This window comes from Paenibacillus diazotrophicus, from assembly GCF_042610465.1.
On sequence record NZ_JBGJZN010000007.1, the window covers coordinates 352,733 to 370,766 of the forward strand.

12 protein-coding genes are annotated in these 18,034 nt (G+C 50.5%); 10 read left to right on the top strand and 2 right to left on the bottom strand.

The genetic code is table 11. From position 1 onward, the window contains the following. Positions 1 to 83 precede the first annotated feature (83 nt). On the bottom strand, positions 84 to 1,001 hold the full coding sequence (locus ACAN54_RS24280) for a dihydrodipicolinate synthase family protein (protein WP_379161498.1): 918 nt from the start codon (positions 999 to 1,001) through the stop codon (positions 84 to 86). Positions 1,002 to 1,100: 99 nt separating this feature from the next. On the opposite strand from ACAN54_RS24280, the gene ACAN54_RS24285 reads away from it, so the two are divergent. The 3 genes from ACAN54_RS24285 to ACAN54_RS24295 are packed head-to-tail and all read left to right on the top strand — an operon-like array spanning position 1,101 to position 5,461. Further along, positions 1,101 to 1,859: an IclR family transcriptional regulator gene (locus ACAN54_RS24285; protein WP_379161500.1), complete on the top strand. Its 759-nt coding sequence runs from the start codon at positions 1,101 to 1,103 to the stop codon at positions 1,857 to 1,859. A 36-nt stretch (positions 1,860 to 1,895) separates the two neighbouring features. Beyond that, positions 1,896 to 3,872 (top strand): YjhG/YagF family D-xylonate dehydratase, encoded by a 1,977-nt coding sequence (locus tag ACAN54_RS24290; RefSeq protein ID WP_379161502.1) that lies wholly within the window; start codon positions 1,896 to 1,898, stop codon positions 3,870 to 3,872. Then, a complete protein-coding gene (locus tag ACAN54_RS24295) occupies positions 3,872 to 5,461 on the top strand; it encodes a glycoside hydrolase family 43 protein (RefSeq protein WP_379161504.1) in 1,590 nt (529 codons plus the stop codon). Before ACAN54_RS24290 ends, ACAN54_RS24295 begins: the two co-directional genes overlap by 1 nt. 33 nt (positions 5,462 to 5,494) lie before the next feature. On the opposite strand, the gene ACAN54_RS24300 is transcribed toward ACAN54_RS24295, so the two are convergent. Next, the gene (locus tag ACAN54_RS24300; protein ID WP_379161506.1) at positions 5,495 to 6,397 is read right to left on the bottom strand and encodes an AraC family transcriptional regulator; all 903 of its coding nucleotides are present in this window, start codon (positions 6,395 to 6,397) and stop codon (positions 5,495 to 5,497) included. Between the two features lie 182 nt (positions 6,398 to 6,579). Here ACAN54_RS24300 and ACAN54_RS24305 point away from each other — a divergent pair, with 182 nt between their 5' ends. The 7 genes from ACAN54_RS24305 to ACAN54_RS24335 all read left to right on the top strand — a co-directional run bounded on the left by ACAN54_RS24305 (position 6,580) and on the right by ACAN54_RS24335 (position 18,021). After that, positions 6,580 to 8,811, top strand: coding sequence for a glycoside hydrolase family 52 protein (locus ACAN54_RS24305; protein ID WP_379161508.1), 2,232 nt, complete (start codon positions 6,580 to 6,582; stop codon positions 8,809 to 8,811). After that, positions 8,808 to 10,895 carry an alpha-glucuronidase family glycosyl hydrolase gene (locus ACAN54_RS24310; protein ID WP_379161510.1) on the top strand — a complete coding sequence of 696 codons (2,088 nt, stop codon included), beginning with the start codon at positions 8,808 to 8,810 and terminating at the stop codon, positions 10,893 to 10,895. Before ACAN54_RS24305 ends, ACAN54_RS24310 begins: the two co-directional genes overlap by 4 nt. A 191-nt stretch (positions 10,896 to 11,086) precedes the next feature. Further along, complete coding sequence (locus tag ACAN54_RS24315) at positions 11,087 to 11,881, top strand: Nif3-like dinuclear metal center hexameric protein (RefSeq protein ID WP_379161512.1); 795 nt, start codon at positions 11,087 to 11,089, stop codon at positions 11,879 to 11,881. A gap of 195 nt (positions 11,882 to 12,076) precedes the next feature. Then, positions 12,077 to 14,365 carry an AraC family transcriptional regulator gene (locus ACAN54_RS24320; RefSeq protein WP_379161514.1) on the top strand — a complete coding sequence of 763 codons (2,289 nt, stop codon included), beginning with the start codon at positions 12,077 to 12,079 and terminating at the stop codon, positions 14,363 to 14,365. A 174-nt stretch (positions 14,366 to 14,539) separates the two neighbouring features. After that, positions 14,540 to 16,138: an extracellular solute-binding protein gene (locus ACAN54_RS24325; protein ID WP_379161516.1), complete on the top strand. Its 1,599-nt coding sequence runs from the start codon at positions 14,540 to 14,542 to the stop codon at positions 16,136 to 16,138. An 83-nt stretch (positions 16,139 to 16,221) separates the two neighbouring features. Continuing rightward, positions 16,222 to 17,130, top strand: coding sequence for an ABC transporter permease (locus ACAN54_RS24330; RefSeq protein WP_379161518.1), 909 nt, complete (start codon positions 16,222 to 16,224; stop codon positions 17,128 to 17,130). 12 nt (positions 17,131 to 17,142) lie between these two features. Next, positions 17,143 to 18,021 (top strand): carbohydrate ABC transporter permease, encoded by an 879-nt coding sequence (locus ACAN54_RS24335; RefSeq protein ID WP_379161520.1) that lies wholly within the window; start codon positions 17,143 to 17,145, stop codon positions 18,019 to 18,021. Positions 18,022 to 18,034 lie beyond the last annotated feature (13 nt).

Here is an 18,034-nt window from a genome sequence, read left to right on the forward strand (position 1 = left end):
GCCTCAGTTTCCCTGGAGACTGGCGCCTTTTAGTCTGATCTGATCTTCAGGAAGAAGCTGCCGGGTGAAGGGTAAGCGGTATATTAATCCGTCAAGGATATTCCTGCTTTGTCGAATATATCTCGTAACTGCAGCTCTTTCTCATCGTTCCATAGGGTTGCCGGGGAATGGCTGAAGACAGGAACCGGAACACCCGAGAGACGCACCGCTTGTTTGATTGAGGGGATAAAGGGATCGTCCAGCGCGTACAGCGGTGGAATCTGAATGACCCTCCGGTGGTATTCAAGCACCTCTGACAATTCATTATTCTGAAAACTCTGATATAAGCCCAGCATTAGCTGCGGAGCAAAATTCGCACTGGCTGCAATTGCCCCGGCTCCGCCTGCCGCAAGGGTGGGCAGCAAATATTCATCAAAGCCGCAGAACACAGCAAAAGCCGGGTTCACTTCCTTAACCTGCAGAATCATCTGCCGGATATGGCTTAGCTGGTCCACCGTTTCCTTGATACCGACCACCTGCGAGTATCGGGCTGCAAGGCGGCTGACAAAGGCAGGACTCAAATCCTGGCCGGTAAGAGCCGGGAAGTTATACAGCATCAGCGGCAGCTCGGAAGCTTCGGCAATAGAGGCATAATGCGTAAACAGACTTTGCTCGCTTAGCTTGCAGTAGTAAGGATTAATAACGACAACTCCGGTAGCCCCGCTATAGTCAGCATGCCGGGTAAGGCGGATGGCTTCGGAAGTCGTATTGCTGCCTGTTCCAATCCAGACCGGGAGGCGGCCAGCCGTATAATCAATGCAAAACTCCGCAATTTCCTCCCGTTCCCCCGCATCAAATTGGTTGAACTCCCCGGCGGTTCCCAGGAAGAATAAGCCATGAACACCTTTGTCTATCAAGCTGTCGATCAAAAGCTGCATTCCAGCAGGGTCAAATTTCTGTTGTTCATTCAATATGGTGGGAACAGGGGGGATGATGCCTGCATTTTCATGAATAATATTCATTTTATTCCGCCTCCAAGTTTGATACTATAAACACAAGGTTATTATATTGAACCTGATGGAGTTAATCAAATGTTGTTTTATAGAGAGGGGATTAAAGGGTTGGAGCGTAAATATTGGGTTCCTGCTTTGGAGCGGGCCGATTTGATTCTGAATGCGATTTCCCTGAAGCCGGGGGAATGTAAAATGACTGATCTGTGCGATGCAACGGGCATCAATAAAAGCTCGATGTTTTCCTTGCTGCGGACGATGGAAGTTTTGAAATGGGTGAAAAGGGATGAGAAGGAAGCCTATGCGCTCGGGGAAGGGATCGCGTATCTCAATACAGTATTTAATGAGTCGCATAAGCAGAACTACAACCTGGTGGAGCATTTTTTGAAGGCTTCCTCAGAGAGTGTTAAGGCCGTTGGCGAAACCTTTCAGCTGTCGGTACTCGACCGGAGTGAAATTATCTATCTGGCCAAGCAGGAAGGGTCATCACTGGTGAAGCTGGAGTCAAGCCCGGGGATGAGGTTCCCCGCTCACGCGACAGCGATGGGGAAGATGATGCTTGCGCTGCTCCCTCCGGATGAGTTAGACAAGCGGTACCCCGACAAGAGCTTATCTCAGGTAACTCCACAGACCCTGACAGACTGGAATGAATTTACGGGAGAATTGGCTGAAATCCGCAGCAGTGGGTATTCCATAGACCAGGAAGAGATTATTCAAGGGATCTGCTGTGTGGCTGCACCTGTTCTTGATGCTTCCGGAAATGCGGTAGCAGCAGTAAGCGCCTCTATGCTGCGACATGCTTATGCCGATAACCTGGAAGCTGTCACTGAAGCGGTTATCCTTTTGGCGAAGAAACTGTCTTTATCTTAATGCCGGAATCCAAACAAGAAGAAAGAAGGGTTCAGAATGGAAATAAGCCTGCAAGAGATTATGCGTGAGGCACCGGAACAGTCAGCACCTATACATACAGCTGCGGCAGGGCCGGCAGGCAGACTCCCTATAACGGGTGAAATGTTGCGAAGTGCCCCAAGCGGTGAAATATTCGGAATGACCCAGAATTCGGGGATGGGCTGGAATCCGCTCCACTTGAATCGGCCTCAATATCTTATCCTGGGCACGATGGGGGGGATACGGCGCGAGGACGGCAGTCCGCTAGCTCTTGGCTACCATACCGGGCACTGGGAGATTGGCCTGATGATGGAGGAAGTCGCACATGAGATTACTGCACAACAGGGGATTCCGTTTGCGGGCTATGTCAGCGATCCCTGCGACGGCCGTTCCCAGGGAACATCGGGCATGTTCGATTCCTTGCCGTACCGGAACGATGCGGCGATGGTGCTGCGCCGGTTAATCCGTTCTTTGCCTACACGAAAAGGGGTACTGGGGGTAGCTACCTGCGATAAAGGGCTGCCTGCGATGATGGTTGCTCTGGCAGGCATGCGTGATCTTCCCGGAATCATTGTACCCGGGGGAGTCTCTTTGCCACCTGTTCAGGGGGAGGATGCCGGTAAAGTGCAAAGCATCGGAGCCAGATTCAGCAATGGTGAATTGTCCCTGGAAGAGGCGGCGGACCTCGGATGCCGGGCTTGTGCAACTCCCGGCGGCGGATGCCAGTTCCTGGGGACTGCCGCTACGGCCCAGGTTATTGCCGAGGCGCTCGGCATGTCGGTTCCCCATTCCGCGCTGGCTCCCTCGGGGCAGCCTGTGTGGAAGAATATGGGGCGCCAGTCTGCTCGCGCGCTTATGCAGATGGAGCATAGCGGTATGGTCATGAAGGATATTCTGACAGACCAGGCGATCAGCAATGCCATGGTGGTTCATGCGGCGTTCGGAGGGTCCACCAATCTGCTGCTCCATTTGCCTGCCATCGCCCATGCCGCCGGGCTGCGTGTTCCAAGCGTTGAAGATTGGAATGAAGTTAACCGCAAGACCCCGCGCCTGGTCAGTGTGCTGCCGAACGGACCTGTTCCGCATCCGACGATCCGCGTGTTTCTCGCGGGCGGTGTTCCTGAAGTGATGCTCCATCTGCGCCGGCTGGGACTGATTGACGATTCGGTACGGACGGTGACAGGAAGGACGCTTGGAGAAAATCTGGACTGGTGGGAAACCTCGCAGAGACGGCTGGATATGCGAAGCCGTTTGAGAGAGGCGGATGGCATTGATCCGGATACTGTCATTATGAGTCCCCAAGAGGCTGCACGTCAGGGACTTGCCTCCACAATGACTTTTCCGACAGGCAATCTGGCTCCTGAAGGCTCGGTCATCAAATCGGCAGCCATTGATCCTTTGGTCCTGGACAGTGAAGGCGTATACAGGCATGTGGGGAGAGTTAAGGTCTTTACTGCGGAAAAGGACGCGATCCGGAGCATCAAGGACGGACGGATCCAGGCGGGGGATATTCTTGCCGTCGTGGGCCGCGGACCCAGTGGAACCGGAATGGAAGAGACCTACCAATTAACATCCGCACTAAAGCACTTGCCCTTTGGCAAGTACGTTACACTCATCACCGACGCCCGTTTTTCCGGTGTGTCCACGGGGGCCTGCATCGGGCATATCGGTCCGGAAGCGCTGGCGGGAGGACCGCTTGGCAGACTCCGGGATGGCGACTGGGTAGAGGTTATAATCGATACCGTCAAACTTGAAGGAAGTGTGAATCTCGTAGGGGATGGCGAACAGCCGGGCTTACCGGAAGAAGGAGTAGAGATACTGGCTTCCCGGACCGCCCATCCGTCCCTTGCTGTCGATCCGGGGTTGCCGGACGATACCAGACTGTGGGCAGCGCTGCAAGCCGCCAGTGGCGGAACCTGGCAAGGCTGTGTGTATGATACCGATAAAATTATTGCCGCCCTCGAAGCAGGCCGGCAGGCATTGGGGTGGAAATAATGAGTAGAAATCTGATTCAGAATCCGATTCTCCGCGGGTTTCATCCGGACCCGTCCATCTGCAGAGCCGGGGAGGATTATTATATTGCTACATCTACATTTGAATGGTTTCCCGGTGTACGGATCCACCATTCCCGTGATCTGGTGAACTGGCGGGTGCTCACGCATGCGCTGACCCGCAGATCGCAGCTGGATATGGAAGGAGACCTGGACTCTGGCGGAGTATGGGCACCGTGCCTTAGCTACGGCAATGGGATTTTTTATCTGATTTATACCGACGTAAAGAGCAGGCAGGGAGCATTCAAGGACACTCCCAATTATCTGGTTACCGCTCGGAATATCGAAGGTCCCTGGTCTGAGCCGGTCTATCTGAACAGCAGCGGCTTTGATCCGTCCCTGTTCCATGATACGGACGGGCGTAAATGGCTGGTCAATATGCTGTGGGATCACCGGACGCACAAGAACAGCTTTGCCGGAATTGTTCTGCAGGAGTATTCGGTTGCGCTAAAACGGCTCATCGGTCCGGTACTTCCTATCTACAAGGGTACAGAGCTCGGATTGACAGAAGGCCCGCATTTGTACCGGAAAGATGGCTGGTATTACCTGATTACAGCTGAAGGGGGCACCCAGTATAACCATGCTGTCACAGTTGCCCGGTCACGGACTATTGAAGGACCCTATGAAACTGATCCCCGCAATCCGGTGCTGACTTCAGCAGGGAACCGGGAACTGGTGCTTCAAAAAGCAGGGCATGCCTGTCTGGTCCATACGCATACCGAGGAGTGGTACATGGTTCACTTGTGCGGCCGTCCAGTGAAGGAGAAGTACTGCAATCTGGGCCGGGAGACAGCGATTCAGCGTTGTATCTTCACAGAAGAGGAATGGTTATCTCTTGCGGATGGAACGAATCAGCCTTCCGTTACAGTGGAAGGCCCGGATATTCCGGCTCAACCCTTTCCGTCACCTGCGGAGAGAGATGATTTTGACAATCCGGTGCTGGATGTACGCTGGAGTACCTTGCGTGTTCCTGCGGATGAATCATGGCTCTCGCTCCGGGAACGTCCGGGGTTTCTGCGCTTGATGGGAAGAGAGTCCATGAGCTCGCTGCACCGCCAGAGTCTGGTTGCCATGCGCCAGCAGGATTTTTGCTGCAGTGCTGAAACCGGCGTGGAATTTGAACCGGAGCATTTCCAGCAGATGGCCGGCCTGATCATCTATTATGACACGAAGGATTACGTGTATTTGCGGATTACCCATGATGAGGAACTGGGCAAGTGTCTGGGAATCGTCCGGTCCGTGGACGGCGTATACGACGATTCTGTGAGTGCGCAGATACCATTGCAGCCTGGTACAATCTGCCTGTTGAAGGTAATTATTATTAGGGAGTCGGCTCAATTTTATTATAGTGTGGGCGATACAAGCTGGGAGAAGATCGGTCCAAGTCTGGATATATGTCATTTGTCCGATGATTTCCCCGCGTATATCAGGTTTACAGGAACGTTTATCGGCATGTGCGTTCAGGACCTCAGCGGAACATTTCAAGCTGCGGATTTTGATTATTTTGAGTACAAGGAGCTTTCGGGGGAATAAGCATTCGTCATGCCAGCCATTATTCTTCTGGCGTCATTGATCCTCATCCCTGTATTCCCGCGGAGATTTGCCGTACCAGCGTTTGAACTGACGGCTGAAATGGGCAATATCGCGGTAGCCCAACAGGTTCGAAATCTGGCTCACGGATAAACTCGAATCATCGAGCAGTACCTTGGCCTCATGAAGCATCTGTTCAGACAGAAATTCCCTAGGTGACATCCCGAACACCTGCCGGAAGACACGATAGCAATGGGAGGCGCTGATGCCCAGCTCTGCGGCGATATCATCTATGCCATAATGGCTGTCGGGCAGCTCGACTTGAAACTGCTGAAAGACCAGTCCCTGCAGCCTGCTGCGGATCTGATGGGCTAGCTCTACCTTCTCGTAGGTGCCCGAAGCGGGTAAGTTGGCTTCGATGGAAAAAGCCTCCCATAGCTGGCCGAACAGATCAAACACCGCAGATTGCAGCCTCATCCGCTGCGACATTGTGATGTCCCCAGAGATGGTGCTTGAAATCTCCACCAGCCTGGTAAAGACCGGGCCCAGCTTATGGGCAATGGTGCTCCCGGATTCAAAAAGAACATGGTCGAGCCGGCTTAACAGGGAGATTAGAATTTTGTCGTCGATATCAAAATGAATGCAAAAATAGGTAAAGGGTTTGCCATTGCCGCTTCTGCTGGAGTGGGAATCGCCCGGTCTTAACAAGACCAGATCTCCAGCCTTCTGCGTGTAGCTGTCATTGTTGACGACAAGCAGCTGTTCTCCTTCGAGCACATAATTAAATTCGTATTGCGGATGGGAATGGACGGGGTAAGCCCACTCGCCGGGCACCTTCCGCAGGTGCATGCCAAATAAATTCAGGGTTGTTTTGACATCGGGTATGATCGTTTCGCTGATGCTGTGTCCGAGTACAGGCGGTATAAATGCTGATACCATGGGACCTCTCCTTTCTTGACCATCTGTGTAACCTCAAATTTATTATCAGTATAGCAGGGCTTAGCTTGATTTGGGTAAATATTTGCTTGATTTGACAATGTTCTCGCCCGGGAGAGCCGTGATAGGATGATCATAAACAATGCAAGTAATTTAATCAGCTTAAGTTACAGAGAGGAGTCTTTATGACAAAAACCAATTTGTTCTATAATGTTCAGCACTCTCCTATCGGTGCCTTCGCGAGCTTTACTTTGGGATTTAAGGGGAAGAATGGAGGACTTGGACTGGAGCTGGGCAAACCGGCGGATGAGAATGTTTACGTTGGATTTCAGTCTGAAGATGGCGAAACCTATGAAGTGTTGCCCTTTTTCGAGCATGTGGAAGATGCGGGCGCAAGATATGATATAGAAAAGGCGGACGAAACCGCCAAGGAACTGCAGGAGGTATTCCCTGCTTCGCCGGGTGGAAATGACAGAGATAAGCCAAGCGGCTGGTATCAGCCTTCCCGGGTAGTCATGAAAGCGTTTGAGGATGAGAAAATAACCAGAACCCTGCGTCCGGCAACGGATACCTGGAAGGCGGGCGATCTGACTTTTACCATTTATTCACCTGTCCGTTCTGTTCCTGATCCGGCCTCTGCTGATGAGGAGGAGCTGAAAGCCGCCATTCTGCCGGCCGTATTTGCTGAACTGACACTGGATAATACCCAAGGGACCTTTGCAAGAAAAGGATTCTTCGGTTACGAAGGCAGCGATCGCTACAGCTCCATGCGCAGGCTGAGTGATACCAGCGGAGGGGAGTTTGAGGGGATCGGACAAGGCCGGCTGACGGCTATTGCCTGTAAGGATACAGGGGTGCAGTCCGCTCTCGGGTTCACCATGGAGAAGATCCTTGAAGCGAAGCTTGAGCATAATCTTGCCTTTGGTCTCGGTGGAACAGGGGCTATTATGATGGAGGTTCCTGCAGGTGAGAAGCGGACGTACCGCTTCGCCATATGCTTTTACCGGGGCGGGCTGGTGACTTCAGGAATAGATGCCAGCTATGCGTACACCCGTTACTTTAAGAATATTGAATCCGTAGCAGGTTATGCGCTGGAGCATTTTGACGGGCTGATTCAGTCCTGTGAATCCGCCAATGCCTGGATCGATTCTGCCAGTCTGACAGAAGATCAGACCTTTATGCTCGCGCATGCCATTCACAGCTATTATGGCAGCACCCAACTGCTGGAAGCGGAAGGGAAGCCCATTTGGATCGTAAACGAAGGTGAATACCGGATGATGAACACGCTTGATCTGACAGCGGATCAGTTGTTTTTTGAATTGGTTATGAACCCTTGGACGGTGCGCAACGAGCTGGAACTATTCGTCCGGCGCTACAGTTATGTAGACAAGGTTGTTTTTCCTGGTGGGACCGAGGAATATCCGGGGGGGATCACCTTCACCCATGATGTTGGGGTAGCCAATGTATTTTCACGGCCGCAGTATTCGGCTTATGAGCTGGCAGGGCTGGATGACTGCTTCTCTTATATGAGTCATGAAGAGCTGATCAACTGGCTGTGCTCGGCACTGGTCTATATTGAACAGACCCAGGACCGCGAATTCATAGACAGCATGCTGCCGACACTGCGCGCCTGCTTCGACAGCATGCTGAACCGTGATCATCCGGAGAGCCATCTACGCAATGGACTGATGGGTCTGGACAGCAACCGCACCCAGGGCGGTGCTGAAATTACTACGTATGACAGTCTGGATACCTCGCTGGGACAATCGCGCAATAATATTTACATGGCGGGGAAATGCTGGGCAGCCTATGTGGCACTGGAGAAATTTTTCGGACAAGAGGGATTGGCTGATCTCGCTGCCAATGCGGGACAGCAGGCAGACAAATGCGCTGCATCCATAGCCGCTAAGCTGAACAGTGATGGATATATTCCGGCTATCATCAATGAAGACAACGAGTCCTGTATTATTCCGGCGATCGAAGGGCTGGTATTCCCGCTCTTCACAGGCTGTGAAGAAGCGCTTGACCGGAATGGCAGATTTGCCGGCTATCTGGATGCGCTGAACATTCACTTGAACAACGTGCTGGTTCCAGGAGTATGTCTGTTCGACGATAACGGCTGGAAGCTGTCATCCACCAGCAATAATTCCTGGCTCAGCAAAATCTACCTGTCCCAGTTCATCGCCCGAGAGATTCTGGATCTGCCTTGGGATGCGCGCGGACTTGCGGCAGATGCGGCACATGTGAGCTGGCTGCTCCATCCGGAGCTGTCCTACTGGTGCTGGAGTGATCAGATTCTCTCCGGCCTCATCGGCGGAAGCAAATATTATCCACGGGGGGTAACCGCTATTCTGTGGCTGCTAGAAGGTTCAGGCAACCGGTCGCTGACCGGGGTCAGGGAGGAAACCTTTGCATGAACAATCCTCTGGATATCAGCAGTATGAACCCTGACGGTGGTTACCATGCCTGGCTCAGCTATCCGGCTCTGCCGTCCGGGCCCATGCAGGAACAATATGTGAAATGGTGCGGAGCTGTACAGGTTACTGAAGAGCACGGCACGTTCCAGGCTGCCCTTCAGGAATGGCAAAAAGGTATTGAATCCATGCTTGGCATACAGGCAGTAAAAGTGGGCGAATCGGCTCCAAAGGGTCTATCTATGGCATTCGGCACCTTTCAGGGCGGGAATCCGCTGATCGGTAGCGTATTTGGGGAAGAAACGATCCGGACTGTAGGCCCGGAGGGTTTTGCGATCCGCACCAGCCAAGAACAAGGTTGTATCGCTGTTGGAGCCGCATCACCGGCAGGTGTGCTCTACGGAGTGTTCCACCTGCTGCGGCGGATCGGCAGCCTGAAGGAAATCGAGGGATTGGACGAAGTCGTTAACCCTGTGAACGGGCTGCGAATGATCAATCACTGGGATAATTTTGACGGAAGCGTTGAGCGGGGATATGCGGGAAGATCCTTTTTCTATGAAAATAACCGGTTTACAGACGATGCAGAGCGAATCCGTGATTATGCGAGGCTCATGTCTTCCACAGGAATCAATGCTATTGCCATCAATAATGTGAATGTTCATGAGCTGGAAACGCTGTTTATCTCCAAGCATCTGCCTGAGGTGGCCAGAATTGCCGATCAGTTCAGGTTATACGGCATCAAGCTGTTCCTGAGCGTGAACTTTGCCGGTCCGATGCATGAAGGGGAAGTGGGAACCGCAGATCCGCTGGACCCTGGCGTACGTAAGTGGTGGCAGGACAAGGCGGCCGGTGTATATGCTGCGATTCCCGATTTTGGCGGGTTTGTGGTGAAGGCCGATTCCGAGAATCGTCCGGGACCCTTCACCTATGGCCGGGACCATGCCGATGGCGCCAACATGCTGGCTGAAGCACTGGAACCGTTCGGCGGAATTGTAATCTGGCGCTGCTTCGTGTACAACTGCAAGCAGGATTGGCGTGACCGGAAGACAGACCGGGCCAGAGCGGCCTATGACCATTTCAAGCCGCTCGACGGCAAATTTAAGGATAACGTCATCCTGCAGATCAAGAACGGTCCGATGGATTTCCAGGTTAGAGAGCCGGTATCTCCGCTGTTCGGAGCACTTGAGCGGACGAATCAGGTTATCGAATTCCAGATTGCCCAGGAATATACCGGACAGCAGCGCCATGTCTGCTATCTGGTACCGCAGTGGAAAGAGGTTCTGGAATTTAATACCTGTGCCCAAGGAGAGAAATCTCCGGTGAAGCATATCGTGGATGGATCCTTGTGGGGGAACCGTTACAGCGGAATTGCGGCGGTGTCCAATGTGGGCAATAACCGGAATTGGACCGGCCATCTGCTGGCCCAGGCGAATCTGTTTGGATTCGGCCGCCTGACCTGGAATCCGGAGCTGACGGCAGAAGAAATCGCCAATGAATGGATCTCCCTGACCTTCGGTACAGATCCGGCCGTTTCAAGTGTAGTCAGCCGGATATTGCTGGATTCGTGGGAGATCTATGAATCCTATACGGCACCGCTTGGCGTAGGCTGGATGATCAATCCCGAGCATCATTACGGGCCGAATGTGGACGGCTATGAATATTCGCAGTGGGGCACCTATCATTATGCCGACCACCAAGGGATCGGTGTAGACCGTACAGTGGAGACCGGAACCGGCTACAGCGCCCAATATATAGGTATAAATCGTGAACGTTATGATTCTCTCGAGCAATGTCCTGACGAATTGCTGCTGTTCTTCCATCATGTTCCGTATACCCATGTGCTGCATTCCGGCAAGACTGTGATTCAGCATATCTATGATACCCACTTCGAAGGGGCGGAACGTGCAGCAGAGCTGCTGGCTTCCTGGACCGGCCTGAAGGGAAACCTCAGAGCGGATTTGTATACGCAAGTGGAGCAGCGTCTCCAGGAACAGGCCAATCATGCCAAGGAATGGCGTGACCAGATCAATACGTATTTCTACCGCAAAAGCGGTATTGCGGATAACGGCAAACGCATTATCTACTAATAGGTTCAGCGGACATGAGCGGATGATCTGCTGCAGAAAGTGCATTAGAATGCATTCAGGCCTTAACGAATTAATTCCGTAATCAGAATCGATATCTATATTTGCATTAGCCTATGAGTTCGCTTCGGCCTATTCATAGGCTAGCTTGCTTCCACTCATGACTTTCAAGTTCAAAGTATACAGGAGGGCATATGACACTCTCGTTCGGATGCATTATCGATCATTTAACCGAAGGAATCGCCAAGCTTGAACAGACGGTAGACAAGTTGGAATCTGGGGAACTGGAGACAGAGGTAAGAGGAATTGTGACTGCTTTTGCCGCTTCGCAATATGTCATTGAGCAGGCAATCGCGCTGGGAGCGAACTTGATCATCTCGCACGAAGGTGTATTTTACAGCCACAAGGAGCATGCGGCCGGGTTGGAACAGGACCCTGTTTATCAACAAAAGGCCGGACTGATCGACCGTTCAAAGCTCGGGATATACCGTTTCCATGATTATCTTCACCGTTATGCACCGGATGGAATTACGAACGGGCTTCTACGGGAGCTTGGTTGGCAGGCCTATGTTACTGAGCACCGGCCGTCTGTTTCTATACTGACCATCCCGGCTACGAAGGCTGAAGAAGTAGCGGAATATTTGAAAAAACAGCTGCAAATCCCCTATGTGCGCATTGCTGGCGATCTGTCTGCTTCATGCGTAAGAGTGGGCGTACTGGTCGGGTACCGGGGGGGCGGTTCCACGGCAATCCCTTTATATGAGCAAGATTCTCTGGACTTGATCATCGCCGGGGAAGGGCCGGAATGGGAGACACCGGAGTATATAAGAGACGCTGTCCAACAGGGACGGAGTAAGGCACTGATTATGCTGGGTCACGCAGAGAGTGAGGCGCCCGGTATGAAATATCTGGCGGAGCAGCTGTCAGCAGCGTTTCCGGATGTGCCGGTACATTTCGTGCAAGATCAGCCGGTATTCCGGGTAGTGTAATAGATTGTCCCGAACCTCTTTGGAAGCAAAAGGGCGGGGAGTGCTTGATTACTCCCAGTTCCACCTTGCGGATAAAGAGGTTTTTTACAAATGATCAATCCGGTTCATATTGTAGATTGCCCTCGAGGTGATATATATCTTATAGTTGTATTCTAGTAAAGGTAGGGGCGAAGTCACCTTAAGGGAGTGCAGAATATGAAGCGGGAAAAGTTAATGTTCAGCAAAAGTGTTGCCTATAGATGGATTGTCTCCTATGCCGTGATTATGCTAATTCCGCTTATTGTGAGCGCTATCATTTATCTGCAGACCAAACAAATTGTCGAATACGAGATTATGCGGGCAGGTCATGCGATGCTGAAGCAAATGCAGAACACCATCGACAGTGAAATTAACCAGGCTGAGAAAATGGCCATGCAACTGTCCATCCATAATGATGTGAACAAATTCCTGAATCTGACCCTCCCGGATGAGGATACGCAGTCTTTTCAAATCTATAAAACCCGCCAGGAGCTCAGCAAATATAAATCGACCAATGACTTTGTGAGCGGGATTTATCTATACTCAAGCGGCTTGGATAAAGTGCTGACGGATGAGACTTATACGGACAGCATTACTTTTTATGAGATCAACCGCCAGATGATCGGGATGCCTTATGCGGATTGGCTGTCTACACTCAAGGGGGAGGTTGCCGGGGAGAAGAACTTGCTTCCGCAAATTGAATTTAAACGCTGGGGTACGCAGGTGGTCTTAATGAAGCCATTCTCTAATGCCGGAAGGGCTAATGTCCTCAAAGGTACGCTCGTCCTTCCACTGAACGGTAGTGCGATTCAGAATATGCTTAAAAACGTGGATTGGGTTAACAATGGGGATGTATATATCATCGATAAAACTCATCAGATTTTGTTCCAGAATAACAGTCTGGCAAATCTTCAAAGTGTGTCTTTCGCCGAAGAAGCCAATAAGGGTGCAGGGACTTCTTTTATGGATATCGCTGGTACGGAGAACATGGTATCTGTCATCGATTCGGACACAACAGACTGGAAGTATATAAGCGTATTTCCATCAAGTATATTTTGGGAAAAAGCGCAGGAGATCCGCAACCTGAATCTATTAGGATTGCTGCTCTGCTTTTTTGTGGGAGGCGGCGTGATTTATTATTTTTCACGCAAGAACTACAATCCTGTCCGTGAATTGGTGAATTTGTTCGCAGGGACCAAGGATGACCAATCCCAACGGGTACTGGATGAGTTTGCCTTTATTAGAGAGAGCGCACTCGCTACGATCCGGGAAAGAGATGATATTAACAGCAGACAATTCAGACAGCTGCGTGTACTGCAAGCCTACTATTTATCACGCCTGCTCAAAGGGCAGATTGAAGATGGATTAACCGTGGAAGAAGCGGCTAGGCTGCATCATTTTGAATGGGCATCGGAGGAATTCGCTGTACTGCTGTTCTACATTCAGGGCTGGGGAGAAGGCAGACCATCGCTCAGCCTTGCCAATTTTATCGTATCTAATATTATCAAGGACTTCACCGGTGAGCATCATGGCTTAAGCTTTACGGAAATGGATGGCATGCTGGCCGCTGTGATGAATATCAGTGCCGAGCGTAAAACTTGCTGGAAAGAGGATATTGAGGAGGCACTCGCTCAGACGCTAGAGTTCATTGAACGTAAATACCATCTGCAGATTGTAATGGCCGGAAGCGAGCTGCACACCGGACTGAATAGTCTGCACCAGGGGTATCTTCAAGCGCTGGAGGCTCAGGAGTACCGGCTGGTGCTGGAAGAGAATGTGTCGGTATGGTATGGCGATATTGAACCACAGCAGACGGACTACTACCTCTCCCTCAATGATGAGGTGGTCTTCATCAATCTGATTAAAAGCGGCGAGCTGGAAAAAGCTTCAGGGCTGGTGGATGAGGTTCTGGACCAGTTTTTCGGTTCCCAGGTTTCTGTAGAGCTGGTGAGGTATGCCATGATCGATTTGAGCAGCTCGATTATGAAGGCTGTCCCGCAAGAGACTCAACGCTCCAAGCTGTGGGAGGAATGGCGGCCTTTGAAACGTCTGCTGGTCTGCACCACACGCGGGGAATTCCGGCAGGAGCTGATGGAACTGACAGCCATAGCCTGCGGCATGGCGAATGAGAAGTTGACGCTTATGTCCAATGCCGGAATAGGGGAAGAGGTCGCGGCGTACGTTAAGGACAATTATGCGGATATTAATCTTAGTGTATCCATGATTGGTGCCCATTTTGGCATTACTCCCCAATATGTATCCAAGTTATTCAAGGAACAGACGGGACAGGGGTTACATGACTATATCAGCCAGATCCGCACGGCGGAGGCGAAAGCGTTGCTGCAGGATGGAGTGACCATAGAGGAGATTTCCATGCGTGTCGGCTTTTCCAGCAGCAGTGCGTTCATTCGGGTGTTCAAAAAATATGAAGGCATCACCCCGGGCCGTTTTAAAAGCCTGCAATAAATTATCTGGATATTCCATTTACCAGAAAAGAGGATAGGAGCTCAAATAGCCGATCCTCTTTTTGCGTTTTGATCAATGGATTTTGCATATTGAACATTGTTTGTGTACAAGAATCAGCTTACATTGTAAGGGCATCAAGTCATCAAATAACACTAATTGGAGGTCGTCATCTTGATGAAATCATTCACAAAGAAAAAAGTCCACAAATCGCTTCTCCTTCTGTTTGGATTCACACTGCTTGCAGCAGGCTGCAGCAATTCTAGCAATAATACTAATGAAAAAAACGCTTCTGTTAGGAATGCGAATGAAACCTCTGTTGCCGATTTCTCTTATCCAATGCCGGGAGGTACCGAATTAACCTTTATGAACGAACAACTGGGAGGTACTCCCGAACGATTACCTATTGATGACGAATACGAAAAGCGCACAGGGATTAAAATCAAGCAGCTGGGCGGAACGCCAATGACGGACCAGAAATTCAGTTTGCTGCTGGCTTCCGGTGAACTGCCAGATATCTTCCTGAATACCTGGCTGCAGTATCCGGGCGGCCCGGACAAAGCGGTGGAACAAGGCTACATCCTGAAGCTGAATGATCTGATCGGACAATATGCCCCCAACTTGAAGAAGGCACTCGCGGAGCATCCTGAGATTGACAAAATGATCAAAACCGATGATGGAACCTATTATGCCTTCCCATTCATCCGCTCCGAAGCTGGACGGGTCTATGGCGGGCCGATTATCCGCAAGGATTGGCTGGATGAGCTGAAGCTGGGTGTCCCGGAAACGATTGATGAATGGCACACGGTGCTGACCGCTTTTAAAGAAAAGAAAAATGCCGCTGCACCTGTAACGTTCCGCACGATGTTCCTGGGCGAGCGGACCGGCGGATTTGCGGGCGCCTTCGGTGTGATGGGGAACTTCTATGTAAATGACGGAAAGGTAGTCTACGGTTACCTGGAGCCCGGATATAAGGATTATCTGAAGACGATGGCCCAATGGTATAAAGAAGGACTGATCGATAAGGATTTTGCTTCGATTGATTCGGCAACGGTAGACAAGAAGATGACCTCCAATGTGAGCGGTGCAACAATCGGCTGGCAGTTCTATATTGAAAAATACAACGCAGCCGCGCAGGAGACAGAACCGGATGCCAACTTTGTGGCGGCACCTTATCCTGCAGCAGCCAAAGGAGTGCTCCCGGAGTTCGGACAGCTGGATAATGCTTACGCCGGTACCAGCTCAGCAGCGATTTCAGCCACAACGAAGAATGTTGAAGCAGCCATGCGCTGGCTGGATTATGCCTACACCCAAGAGGGCAGCATGCTGAATACGTATGGTATTGAAGGCACCACGTATACTTTGGAGAACGGAAAACCTGTATACACCGATCTGGTAGTCAAAAATCCGGAAGGTCTCGGCAGTGACCAGGTAATGATGAAATATTCGCACGGAACCAATTTTCCAATGATTCAGCAAGATAACAATCTTCCGGCCAAATATAATCAAACCAAGGAGTCAATCGGCATCTGGAAAAAGACCAAGCATGAAAGCCATCTGCTGCCTCCAATTACGCCAACCGCTGAAGAAGCCGACGAAATGAGCAGTATTATGAATGACATCAACGCCCTTGTGAAGGAAGCGGAGCTCAAAATTATTCTGGGTACTGAATCCGTTGATAACTACGATAAATATGTTCAACAAATGAAAGACATGGGAATTGAAAGAGCGCTGGAAATTCAACAGGCAGCCTATGAGCGGTACATGAAACGCTAAAACTCCGTTTCCGCAAGGGCCGCTGCACAAAGAGTATATCAGGCGGCCCTTGATATTTGCATTGCAGTAAAGGAGAGAAAGATATGCTGAAAACCAGATTGGGCAAGGATTTGCTCCGCAATAAATGGCTGTATCTGATGATTCTTCCTGTACTTATCTATTATGTGTTGTTTCATTATGTACCTTTATATGGCACGATCATTGCGTTCAAGCAATTTGTTCCGTCCAAAGGCATTCTGGGCAGTGATTGGGTGGGATTGAAGCATTTCGAGGAATTTTTCTCCAGTATTTACTTTTTCCGCGTCATCAAGAATACGGTTTTACTAAGTTTTTTCAACCTGCTGTTTGGATTTCCCGCACCGATCCTTCTGGCTTTGCTGCTGAATGAACTGAAAAGTCCGCTTTTTCGGCGGATTACCCAGACGATTACCTATATGCCGCATTTTATCACGCTGGTGGTTGTGGCAGGAATCATCCGCTATTTTACCTTATCTGATGGTTTGATTAACGATGTCATTGCCTTCTTTGGCGGCGCCCGGATCTCCTTTCTGCAGCAGCCGGAATCCTTCCGCCCCATTTATATAATCAGTGAAATCTGGCAGCAGATCGGCTGGGGGACCATCATCTATCTGGCAGCCATTACCGGAATTGATCAGCAGCAATATGAAGCTGCCAAGATTGACGGCGCCACGAAGCTGCAGCAGATCCGCCACGTGACACTGCCGGGGATTCTTCCGACGATTATGATCATGCTGATTCTGGCACTTGGAAATATTATGAATGTCGGCTTCGAGAAAATCATTCTCTTGTATAGTGCCAGCATCTATGAGACAGCCGATGTTATCTCAACTTATGTGTACCGTAAAGGGATATTGGAATTCAGCTACAGCTACAGTGCGGCAGTGGGGCTCTTCAACTCGGTCATCAACTTCACTATATTGCTGCTCGCCAACTCATTCAGTAAACGCGCCAGTAAAAACAGTCTTTGGTAAGGAGGGACAAGCATGATTAAAACGTCACCTGGTGAACGTATTTTTGATATATGTAATACCATTATTATGGTGCTGATGATTATTCTTACGTTGTATCCCATGCTGTATATCCTGTTCTCCTCTCTTAGCGAGGGCAACCGTCTGATCTCGTTCAATGGCATTCTGCTTTGGCCGCAGGGATTTTCTCTTGAAGGCTACAAGGCTGTGCTTAACAATCCAGTGATTCTCACAGGCTTTAAGAATACCTTGTTTATTCTGGTGGTTGGGCTTGTTATTAATATGACGCTAACCTCGCTTGGGGCCTATTTTCTGTCCAGAGAAGGGGTTCTGCTGCAAAAGCCGATTATGTTCTTCATCGTATTCACGATGTTCTTTCAAGGAGGACTGGTTCCGTTCTACCTGATTGTGAAGTCTTACGGGTTACTGGACTCTTTATGGGCACTGATTCTGCCTACTGCAGTCAGTACCTTCAATCTGATTATTATGAGGACCTACTTCATGGCTATTCCCAAGGAGCTGGAGGAGTCGGCTTTCTTGGACGGAGCAGGGCATTTTACTATTTTATTCCGCATCTTCATCCCGCTCTCCATGCCGGTTGTCGCCGTGCTGATTCTCTATTATGGTGTAGGCCACTGGAACAGCTGGTTCAATGCAATGATCTTTTTGCGGGACCAGGACCTTTTTCCGATCCAGCTTGTGGTCCGCAACATTATTCTTGAAAATGACAATGCCAGCATGCTGGGCACCACTACGCTCATCCAGAGCCGCGATGTAGCCGAAACTCTGAAGTATGCGGCTATTATTGTGACGACGGCACCAATTCTGCTGCTGTATCCATTTTTGCAGAAATATTTTGTGAAGGGTGTTATGGTAGGAGCATTGAAGGGCTGATTGCTGTCACTTC

Coding starts and splice junctions, on each gene's coding strand:
- ACAN54_RS24305 (WP_379161508.1), top strand. CDS start 6,580: ATGACAAAAACCAATTTGTTCTATAATGTTCAGCACTCTCCTATCGGT.
- ACAN54_RS24290 (WP_379161502.1), top strand. CDS start 1,896: ATGGAAATAAGCCTGCAAGAGATTATGCGTGAGGCACCGGAACAGTCA.
- ACAN54_RS24325 (WP_379161516.1), top strand. CDS start 14,540: ATGAAATCATTCACAAAGAAAAAAGTCCACAAATCGCTTCTCCTTCTG.
- ACAN54_RS24300 (WP_379161506.1), bottom strand. CDS start 6,397: ATGGTATCAGCATTTATACCGCCTGTACTCGGACACAGCATCAGCGAA.
- ACAN54_RS24310 (WP_379161510.1), top strand. CDS start 8,808: ATGAACAATCCTCTGGATATCAGCAGTATGAACCCTGACGGTGGTTAC.
- ACAN54_RS24295 (WP_379161504.1), top strand. CDS start 3,872: ATGAGTAGAAATCTGATTCAGAATCCGATTCTCCGCGGGTTTCATCCG.
- ACAN54_RS24330 (WP_379161518.1), top strand. CDS start 16,222: ATGCTGAAAACCAGATTGGGCAAGGATTTGCTCCGCAATAAATGGCTG.
- ACAN54_RS24335 (WP_379161520.1), top strand. CDS start 17,143: ATGATTAAAACGTCACCTGGTGAACGTATTTTTGATATATGTAATACC.
- ACAN54_RS24320 (WP_379161514.1), top strand. CDS start 12,077: ATGAAGCGGGAAAAGTTAATGTTCAGCAAAAGTGTTGCCTATAGATGG.
- ACAN54_RS24315 (WP_379161512.1), top strand. CDS start 11,087: ATGACACTCTCGTTCGGATGCATTATCGATCATTTAACCGAAGGAATC.
- ACAN54_RS24280 (WP_379161498.1), bottom strand. CDS start 1,001: ATGAATATTATTCATGAAAATGCAGGCATCATCCCCCCTGTTCCCACC.